Annotated in this window: 7 protein-coding genes, 1 pseudogene and 1 other annotated feature; all 8 genes and pseudogenes read left to right on the top strand. The window is 48.5% G+C overall.

Features of this window, described 5'->3' with window-relative positions; translation table 11 throughout:
* The coding region (locus tag GOM71_RS23565; protein ID WP_483311066.1) for an NADP(+)-dependent, decarboxylating phosphogluconate dehydrogenase at nt 1–744 on the top strand (744 nt) is incomplete at its 5' end.
* 244 nt (nt 745–988) lie between these two features.
* The gene (locus GOM71_RS23560; RefSeq protein ID WP_156285562.1) at nt 989–3,373 is read left to right on the top strand and encodes a polyprenyl synthetase family protein; all 2,385 of its coding nucleotides are present in this window, start codon (nt 989–991) and stop codon (nt 3,371–3,373) included.
* A gap of 82 nt (nt 3,374–3,455) precedes the next feature.
* Nucleotides 3,456–3,722: a binding site (T-box leader), on the top strand.
* A 228-nt stretch (nt 3,723–3,950) separates the two neighbouring features.
* Nucleotides 3,951–5,036: an aspartate-semialdehyde dehydrogenase gene (asd, locus tag GOM71_RS23555; protein ID WP_156285561.1), complete on the top strand. Its 1,086-nt coding sequence runs from the start codon at nt 3,951–3,953 to the stop codon at nt 5,034–5,036.
* 146 nt (nt 5,037–5,182) lie between these two features.
* On the top strand, nt 5,183–5,848 hold the full coding sequence (locus GOM71_RS23550; protein ID WP_156285560.1) for a peroxiredoxin family protein: 666 nt from the start codon (nt 5,183–5,185) through the stop codon (nt 5,846–5,848).
* Between the two features lie 143 nt (nt 5,849–5,991).
* Nucleotides 5,992–6,915, top strand: a complete 924-nt coding sequence (locus tag GOM71_RS23545) for a VanW family protein (RefSeq protein WP_156285559.1) — start codon at nt 5,992–5,994, stop codon at nt 6,913–6,915.
* Nucleotides 6,912–8,144, top strand: a complete 1,233-nt coding sequence (locus tag GOM71_RS23540; RefSeq protein ID WP_156285558.1) for a TolB family protein — start codon at nt 6,912–6,914, stop codon at nt 8,142–8,144. The genes GOM71_RS23545 and GOM71_RS23540 overlap by 4 nt, the downstream gene beginning before the upstream one ends.
* An 80-nt stretch (nt 8,145–8,224) precedes the next feature.
* Entirely contained in the window at nt 8,225–9,694 is a 1,470-nt protein-coding gene (locus GOM71_RS23535) for an arylsulfotransferase family protein (protein ID WP_216651810.1), read from the top strand.
* A 165-nt stretch (nt 9,695–9,859) separates the two neighbouring features.
* Nucleotides 9,860–10,260 (top strand): annotated as a pseudogene (locus GOM71_RS25230) (IS1182 family transposase); the annotation flags it as partial.
* Between the last annotated feature and the right edge of the window lie 241 nt (nt 10,261–10,501).

The following is a 10,501-nucleotide window of genomic DNA, read 5'->3' as shown; positions in this document are numbered from 1 at the left end:
GGCGAGCTCGACAGCTATCTGATCGAGATCACTGCTGACATCTTCTCGAAATACGACGAAGAAACAGGCAAAGCTATGGTAGACGTGATCCTTGACTCCGCAGGCCAAAAAGGAACTGGCAAATGGACGAGCCAAAGCTCGCTCGACCTGGGCGTTCCGCTTTCCATCATTACGGAATCGGTATTCACGCGTTTCCTTTCCGCAATGAAGGAAGAGCGCGTTGCAGCCAGCAAAGTGCTGAGCGGCCCGCAAAAAGCGCCTTTCCAAGGCGACAAAGCGGCGTTCATCGAAGCCGTTCGCAAAGCGCTGTTCGCAAGTAAAATTTGCTCGTACGCACAAGGCTTCGCTCAAATGCGCGCAGCATCCGACGAGTACGGCTGGAACCTTCGCTACGGCGACATCGCGATGATCTTCCGCGGCGGCTGCATCATCCGCGCAGGCTTCCTGCAAAACATCAAGGACGCTTACGATCGCGACGCGAACCTGCGCAACCTGCTTCTTGATCCTTACTTCAAAGAAATCGTTGAGTCGTACCAAGGCGCATGGCGCGAAGTAATCGGCACAGCTGTAGCAAACGGCGTACCGGTTCCTGCGTTCTCCTCCGCGCTGGCTTACTTCGACAGCTACCGTTCGGAGCGTCTGCCGGCAAACCTGCTGCAAGCGCAGCGCGACTACTTCGGCGCTCATACGTTCAAACGTCTGGACAAAGAAGGCACGTTCCACTATAACTGGATGAGCAACTAATCTATACCCTATAAATACATTGCAAAAAGAAGCGGAACCGGCTACGGTTTCGCTTCTTTTTATTGGCATGATATTTGTCGAATGGCATTGACATTTCGAGAAACATTTGCCAATATCGTTATCATTGGTATTTTTACGAGCAAAGCGATTTTGCGTAACCCTAAACCATTTTCTGCGTATTAGAAATTAAACTTTTTAGATGCCATACCTTATCAATATAAATAGAAATTGAGGGAACCATCGTATGAATATGGCAATAGATAATCGTACCGATAGCTGGTATCGGACGGCTGAAAGGAAGGCAGAAAGCTACTTGTCGTCGCTTCAAACGCAGCTTAATGAGCAGTCGCATGTCACTGCGTTGACCGATGATTTTGCGGGGTGGAGCAAAACTCATATTCACAAATTTTCGCTGCTGTCGTTTCTTTCGCGCAGCAAGTCGAAGCCTGATACTCGAAGCTATCGCAAATATATCCGCTGGATGACAGAATCCGGCCAACTGGATGCTTATTTGGAACGAAGCGTAACGTACATGTATATGAGGGATTTAGGGAAGGCGATGAACACACCGGATACACAGGCCAAGATCGAGCGAGTCGCAGCCGATTTGAAAAGCATGTTGATCGATCCTGTTCAATCCGAAGACAGAGAAGAGCTCGACAGCCTCAGCTTGGCCGGCATATACCGCTGGGCCCAGAAGGAAGGCGTAGAGAGCGCGGCGATATGGGCAATAAGCAAGATCAAGATCGTATCGTCCCGTATTCCGGATGAAATGAACGCCGAGCATGCGGTTCGCAAGCTCATTAAGATTATGATCGGAGTCGTCATGCATGTGATGGATGAGATGGACGATCGGGTCGCTCCGGAGGAACGTGTTCGCAGGCTAGATCAAGCGATTCGACTCGGCTATTGTTACGGCCTCACGTATCCTTTCATTGACGATCTGCTCGATTCCGGCGTATTGAATGAACGGGAGAAAGAGCAGTATTCCCGAATGATCCGCACAACGCTCATTTACGGCTCTGTGCCTGAGCTGGGACAATGGGCGGATAAGAACAAAGAATTGCTTCACTACGTGCATAGCGAGCTGAAAGAGGCGTTTGAATATATTAAAAATCATCAATCGCCCGCATCGCTGCAAACCTTCTTCGAACAGTCCTACGTGTTTTTTGAATCTCAGCATATCGACCGCCAAAAGTCGCTTGCAAACGCAAAATATACGAATGAAGAGCTGTATCTTCCCGTCATATTAAAATCCTCATCCTCGCGCCTTATCGTTCGTTCTGTCATTAGCGCTCCGGAAGACGAAGGGTTTGATCATCGCACCTTTTATTACGGCATTTACAATCAGCTTGCCGACGATTTCGCGGATATGCATGACGATTTGCAGGAAGGAGCGGTTACGCCCTATACGTACTACTGGCAACATCGCGACCAAAGGCCGGATCTCATTAATCCTTTTGAACTATACTGGGCAGTCATTGCGCATTTAATCCATGACGTGTATGGATCCGATGCCAAAACTCGCGACGTCATATTGGACCGCGCAATTAACGGTTTGAAACGGTTTAAAGAACGGGCAGGGAATGAACGGTATGCTGCCATCATGAAAAAATTCGCTCTTGCAAACGCATCATTCCATCAGCTTATTCAGCAGATGGTTCATAAGGCTCATAATGTCGAATTTTTCGACAAGCTGCTGCGCGATCAAATGATCGCCGCTTTGAAAAGAGAACGTCAGGAAAAAGCGCAATTTCGAGACACGGTCAAAACGGTGCGAGAACAAATCAACGATCACTTGCAGCTTGTGAAGCAGCCTGGCATTCCAGAGATGAAAGAGTCGCTTATTGACGCCGCCAATTACAGCCTGACAGGCGACGGAAAACGGCTGAGGCCGATATTGGCCTGGGTAATGGGCGTAAGAGAATACGGGCTTGACGAATCGGCTATTATGCCGCTGATGCGCTCTCTGGAGTACATGCACACCGCGTCGTTGATATTTGACGATTTGCCGTCGCAGGACAACGCATCATCCCGCCGGGGCCGTCCGACGCTGCATCAAATCCACAATAGCGCGATCGCTGAATTGACGGGACTTTTCTTGATTCAGAAGGCGATTGAGGAGCAGTCGGCACTGGATGGCTTTGATCCGAAAGCGGTACTCGCATTAATTCATTATTCTTCCCAGAAAGCAGCTGATATTAGCGCTGGCCAAGCGATGGATTTGCACGCGAAGGGAAAAGCGCAGTCCTTGGAGCAATTGAATACGATATGCTTCTATAAAACCGGCATCGCATTCGAGGCTTCGTTAGTAATGCCTGCCATCCTCGCGCAAGTGAAGGAAAGCGAAATAACAGTGTTGAAACAGTATGCGTACCATGCCGGCATTGCGTTTCAAATTAAGGATGACTTGCTCGATGCGGAGGGCAATCAACAGCTGCTGGGCAAGCCGGTCGGCCAGGACGCGCAGAACAACACGTCCACTTTCGTCACTATACTTGGTCTGGAAGGCGCCAGAAAACAAATGTGGGAGCATTACTGCCTTGCAATGGCGGCATTGAACGAATTGCCCCGCAACATCAGCTTCCTGAAACACTTGCTGACGTACATGATCAATCGGGACAAATAGTCGAAAAATGTCGCAGGGATTGGCAGGAAAATTCGAAAAGGATATTTACCTCCGTTTCGTAATTTGTTATGATTAATTCATAATAAATGCGATGAAGAGACGAGTAGATAAATGGATTCTTTTACAGAGAGCTCCGTTAGCTGGGAAGGAGCAAAGAACACTTTATCGAAGAAAGACTCTGAGCAGCGCACCGGAAGCTTCAGCAGGAAGCAGGTGGTGTGACAGGAGCTCCTGTTACAGAGCTAGAGTATAAGCATACAGATCCGTATGCCGTACTTGAAGAGGTTGATATGGCGACATATTAACGAATCTGGGGTGGTACCGCGAGTATACAAATCTCGTCCCTAAGACAAGTGTCTTGGGGGTGGGATTTTTTTAATTATAGGAAAGTACTAAGTATTCTCCATACTTGACCTATAATTCGAGACGGCCGTTTCACCTTGGTTGAAACGCAGCTTTGCTGCCAAATGCGACGAAGCCGTTTCTGCTTGCCGCATTGGAAGTCATAGATGAATATAATGAAGCAGCATCCTTTTGCTCTACATGAACTCAACTTTACATTCTGGAGGAATTGAACATGTCTCAAAAGTTAAAAGTCGGTATTGTTGGCGGAACGGGTATGGTTGGTCAACGTTTCCTGCAGCTGCTGGACGGTCATCCTTGGTTTAATGTAACTGCGATTGCCGCAAGCGCAAGCTCGGCAGGCAAAACATACGAAGAATCGGTGAAAGGCAGATGGAAGCTTGCGACTCCAATTCCTGAGGCTGCGAAGACTATCGTCGTTCAGGACGCATCGAAAGTGGAAGAGGTAGCAGCTGACGTTGATTTTATTTTCTGCGCGGTAGATATGGGCAAAAAAGAAATTCAAGCGCTGGAAGACGCTTATGCGAAAACAGGCACGCCTGTCATTTCCAACAACTCGGCACATCGCTGGACGGCTGACGTTCCAATGGTAATTCCGGAAATCAATCCAGGACATCTCGACGTCATCGCAGCGCAAAGAAAACGTCTTGGCACAACGACCGGCTTTATCGCAGTTAAGCCTAACTGCTCGATCCAAAGCTATGTACCTGCTCTGCACGCTTTGAAAGAATTCAATCCGACAAAAGTAGTCGCATCGACATATCAAGCGATTTCCGGCGCCGGCAAAAACTTTACCGACTGGCCTGAGATGCTGGATAACGTAATCCCGTACATCGGCGGCGAAGAAGAGAAAAGCGAACAAGAGCCGCTTCGCATTTGGGGCAGCGTGCAGAACGGCGAAATTGTGAAAGCAAGCGCGCCTTTGATTACGACGCAATGTATTCGCGTTCCGGTAACGGACGGACATTTGGCGACTGTATTCGCATCGTTCGAGAAAAAACCTTCGAAAGAGGAAATTCTCGCTCGTTGGCTCGAATTTAAAGGACGTCCACAGGAGCTGGGCTTGCCGAGCGCGCCGAAGCAATTCATCACTTATTTCCAAGAAGAGAACCGTCCTCAAACCGGCCTGGATCGCGACATTGAACGCGGAATGGGCGTTTCGGTAGGTCGTCTGCGCGAGGACTCCATCTACGATTATAAATTTGTTGGACTTTCGCACAATACGCTTCGCGGCGCTGCGGGCGGCGCGGTATTGATCGCCGAGCTGCTGAAAGCGGAAGGCTACATCCAACCGAAATAAGATTTCGACCACTATAGGATTACAGAAGGAAAGCCTGCGCATCGCAGGCTTTTTCTTTTTCTATGGGTCTCTTGCCATATGCTGGATATGTGCTACAATAAAAGATACCGACTGGTATCTTTTATTTATTTGAAGGAGTGTTGACGATGTCTGTACATGAACAATTGGAGCAAGCCAAAGCCGGATTTATTACAAAAGTGCCGGAATCGGCACAAGAAGCTATTTTTCAGCATATTAGAGAGCAGCAGTTATCCGGCATTGAATTCGGATTAAGAGAAGGGGGTAAGGCGCCTGATTTTATATTAAATAACTCGAATGGCGACCGAGTCAGTCTTCATGAGGAGCTGGCTAAAGGTCCGGTCATTCTGACCTTTTACCGCGGCAGCTGGTGCCCGTTCTGCAACATTGAGCTTAGGGGCTACCAGCAGGTGCTGCCCGAAATTCAACAGCTCGGCGCACAAGTTATTGCTGTCAGTCCTCAAGGCCCAGACAAAGCATTGGCGCAGCAAGAGAAGGAAATGCTGTGTTTCCCCGTGTTGAGCGATTCGAACGGACTTGTATCCGAGCAGTATCGGCTTTTGTTTGAGTTGCCCGACTATTTGCGAGATACGTTTATTAACACGCTGCGCCTTGATCTCGCTGCGTTCAATCATTCTTATCGCTGGGCGCTTCCGATTCCCGCAACTTATTTGATCGATACGAAAGGCATTGTACGCCATGCTTATGTAAGTCCTGATTTTATGGCCCGCATGGAGCCTCTGGAGATGATCGCTCGTTTGAAGCAGCTGAATGCAACGACAGTTGCCGAATAAATAGATTGTCAAACCGCACCGCGACTATCGCGGTTTTTTTTGTCCTTTTTAATCAAACCAATGACCGAAGCGCATACTATGCATTGACAATCGGGTACAAAACAGGACCAAGCTACAAAAAACAGAAAAAGAGGAATGAGATTTTGAATTGGCATTGGATAGCGGCACTGGCACTGATCCTTCAACCCGTAAATACGTTACAAGATACCATCACGATCGAGCACAAAGGTGAAACGATTGGCCAGCTGAACCGAACAGATATGACGCTGCCTGGAACTGTGCTGGTAAACCCCGAGCTTTTCGAGCGTCTTCAGGCTAAAATTGAACGTCAGGTGTATGAAGCGCCGCAAAATGCTTACATAGGCGATCATGGTCAAGTCTTACCCGATCAAATTGGCTACAAGCTGAACCGATTGATGTTCGCTGAGCAGTTTTACGAACATTTTTTCGAGAATGGGATGCAAACGGTCGATGTTCCGCTGAGCAAGCTCTATGCAAAAATAGACGCCGAGTTAATTGCACATCTTCGGGACAGGCTTATCGGCTCTTATGTCACTTATTACAACGCCAACAACCGGAACCGCTCGCACAATATTGCGCTGTCGGCGAAAGCGATCAATAACCAGGTCTTTTTGCCGGGAGAAACGTTCTCGTTCAATCGCGTTGTCGGTCAACGAACATTAGAAAAAGGATATATGCAAGCCCCGGTCATTGTTAGAGGGGAATTGTCAGAGGGGATTGGCGGCGGCATATGCCAAGTTTCGTCAACGCTGTTTAACGCTGCGGATCGAGCGGGGCTGGTCATCGTCAAACGTTACTCGCACAGCAGAAATGTTCCTTACGTCCTTCCGGGGCGAGACGCGACAGTCAGCTGGGACGGGCCGGATTTCGCCTTTCAAAATCAATACAATCAGCCCATCCTTATAAAAGCATTTGCCGGAGGCGGACGCGTATTCGTCTCGATCTATTCCTCGGACGTGATCGAATACAAGCAGCGCGTCGTGCCGAGCATGGCAAAACGTCTGCCTGAGGAAATAGCCATCGAGACAGGAGGAAATGCGGAATGAAAAAAATAATCTTACTGCTAGCCGTTATTTTATCCGCTGCTGGAGTCTCCGCTTCGAATGCAGATGCGACTGGCCAAGAGAAGCTTGCAGCGGCTTTTATACGCAATAACGATTTGTGGATCAAAACTGGAAATTCAGAGAAACAAATTACACAAGGCGGCTATATTCGATATCCGAGATGGTCGAATGACGGGAAATGGATTGCGTATACAAAGGGCGAGGAGCGTCCCGAGCTATTGCTTTATAACACGGAGACGCTTCGTACTCATCGGATTGGGCCGGGCAGCCATGTGGAGTGGGCGCCAAATGCCGACCGATTGGTTTTTCAAAACGACGGGAATTTATCGATTGTATATGCGGATCATCCCGATCGCATTGAAAATAAACCGATAGCCGACCACACCGGCAGCTATTCGTGGCTTCCCGATGGAAAAGGGCTGTTGTATTCGAAAGTTGCGGATTTGCTTCCAGGCGGCGGTTGGACCGATGTTCAACTGTATACAGTAAAGCTCAAACCTGGCAGGGAAGTAACGGAGCAAAAGCTTTTTTTCCAATTCAAAAGCGAATCAGACGGTTTCTTCGCCGTCACAACGAGCAGCTTCAAATGGTCGGCGGACGGACGCTGGATCGCGTTCCTCGCCCTGCCGACTGCATCGTTATCGGCGGACGGCAATACGCTTTGTTTTTTATCCTCCAACGCGAAGACGTTTGTGAAATCGGGGCAAATGCTGAATCAGTCGAATTGGTTCCAATGGAGCCCAAAGAGGAGCCAGCTCGCTTATATCGAAGGGACAGGAAGAGAGGCGTCGCAGAATAAAAGGCTGACGATTGTGGAGGATATTGCATCGCTCCGGCAAAAAGCTTATACGCCAAATGGTTTTGCCGATAACGATTTTGACTGGCAAGATGACCGAACCATTACTGTGCAACGAGTTCGCGAAACTAGTCAAGTAGGAAATACAGCGCCATATTTGTCAAACGTTCCGCTGGAGCGCGGGGAACAAACGGCAGTGACGCAGCCTCCGTCCGATAATGGCGATTATTATCCGCTATTCATTTCCGAGAACGAGCACCGGAAGTTTTCGTGGGTGCGCGCAAGCTCAACCGCTGGAGCCGTTATGCTCGCAGAGCCTAATGGGCTTCGGCCGACAGCATGGATTGACCGTTTAAGTCTCGCATCGGATTATTACGGTCGCCGAGACTGGAGTCAAGTGATTGATTATAAGTAAGTCATGAATGGCACTGTTTAGCGATATACTCGTAGAGATAGGTGTTTCTCCGAATATGTCGTTAACAGGAGTTGAAGGGGATGGACAGCTCAGGAGCATGGAATTTTGTATCGGCCCCGAATTTGCAGCCAATGAAGGTTAACATCAACGTATCTAAACCTGGGACAGCTCCCGGGTTTATTTTCGTTGCGCCCTATACGCTTTTTGGAGTAGAAATGATCGGACAGACCGGTGCCCTGATGATGGATCAAAAGGGGAATCCAATCTGGTTTCAGCCGCTTGAGAGCAGGTTCGTCCAAAATACGGACTTCCGGGTGCAACAATACAAAGGCGAGGCTGTTCTTACGATGTGGCAGGGAACAATATCGGGAACGCAGTCCGCCGATCCGAATTTGCCGGACGGAGACGCGGAACCAGGCGCATTTTATCTCATTTATAATCAGCATTATCAAGTGATCAAGACGATTACTGCCCGGAACGGGTATACCTCTGATCTTCATGAATTTACGATAACGAAGCGCAATACCGTTTTATTCACCGCTCTCAAACAAGTGCCTGCCGACCTGACTGCGTACGGCGGACCTTTGGACGGGTATTACGACAACTATTCGATCCAAGAAGTGGATCTTGAGACTGGAGAGCTGCTGTTCTTGTGGGATGTGCTCGCGCATGTAAACCCGGCCGATTCGTACATCTCAGCTTCAACCGCATCTGAATCGAACAACATATGGGATTGTTTCCATGTCAATTCTGTAAAGGAAGGGCCAGACGATACGCTGCTTATCAGCATGCGCAATATGTGGGCGATATACAATATTGATAAACGTTCGGGCAATATTCTGTGGCAGCTTGGAGGAAAGAAGAGCGACTTCGTCTTAGGGGCTGACGCTGCGTTCTCATGGCAGCATGACGCCAGACATAGAGGAGGGAATCGGATCAGCCTTTTCAACGATGCTTGCTGCGCTTCTCCAACAGCTCCGCCGCAATGCCAGGCGCACGGCTTGATTGTTCAGCTTGATACACAAACGATGACTGCCAACGCGGTTCATACTTATTTTCATGATCCTGCGCTTTATGTGCCAAGCCAAGGAAATGTGCAGCAGCTGCCGAACGGAAACGAATTCGTTGGATGGGGTCAGGAACCTTATGTTTCAGAATTTTTGCATGGAGGCAATACGAAGGCAAACCCGTCTTTGCATTTGATTTATAACATGCAATTTCCGAATCAAAATTTGTCCTATCGCGCATTCAAAAATAAATGGACAGGTGTGCCGCTTGATCCGCCAAGCGTTGCTGTAGAGCATGGGGCGGAGACGGCATCGGTGTATGCGTCGTGGAATGGGTCGACAGAAACGGCTGCATGGCAAGTTCTCGCTGGTGCTGCGCCGAATGCTTTGTCTATCGTTGTGAACAACATGCCTCGTATCGGATTCGAGACCGAAATGGAAGTAAATGCGGAAGGCCCGTATTTTCAAGTCAAGGCGCTGAACACGTCTGGCCGTATCATTGGAACATCGCGAATCGTTCTTGCCGAACAAGACGAGGAATAATTTGAGATCGCGAGGGGGTGTCCCATAAGTCATTAAAATGACGATGGGATACCCTCTGTTTTATTTAGGTTAAACAGCAAACTTCACATTAAATGTTCCGTTTGCCATTAACCTGTCAATTAATTGCTTCAAATACAAACAAAAAGAAGCCATCTCCTTGTTAGAATAGAAGTACGACCAACCATTCTAGAAAGAGAGGCCTTGCAAGAAGATATCCCCGAAAACCATCTCGTTCACGTCATCAACGATGCGGTCAATCGTTTAGATATATATCTCTTCACCAAAGCGTTCTGAGCGAATGAAAGACGTGCTGGAGACCGTCATCACAGCCGTACTTCAGTTTCTCATGGTAGAAAACTACATAAAGCTTGAGCATTACCTCGTGGATGGAACGAAGATCGAAGCGAATGCCAATCGCTGCACGTTTGTATGGGTAAGGCGGTCGTTAAACAGAAAATGAAGCTGCAAGAGAAAGTGCAGACCTTGCTGGCTGCCATTGAACAGGCAGAAAGACAAGAAGAGCAACTATGAACGACGTGAATCTCCCTGAACTTGGAGATGCATCTAAAAATAGCGTTGCAGGGATAGCTCTCCGCAACGCTATTATTATGAAATTCACTTTTTTAATTTACTGATGCGAGCCATTTCTCTAGCGAGCGAACCTCTTTTGAGACGGCCCCTTCGTATTATTAGGTCAACCAGAGATTACTGGTTGGCCTTTTTTAATGGTCGTTTTATGATGGCGGTAGCCGGGAGAACGTGACAGCCCCTGGGGAATTACCCCGTACTAAAAACAGTTCTCCCACT

The sequence above is a fragment of the Paenibacillus sp. NEAU-GSW1 genome (assembly GCF_009737085.1).
GTDB lineage: Bacteria > Bacillota > Bacilli > Paenibacillales > Paenibacillaceae > Pristimantibacillus.
This window is presented reverse-complemented; position numbering and strand designations above follow the sequence as displayed.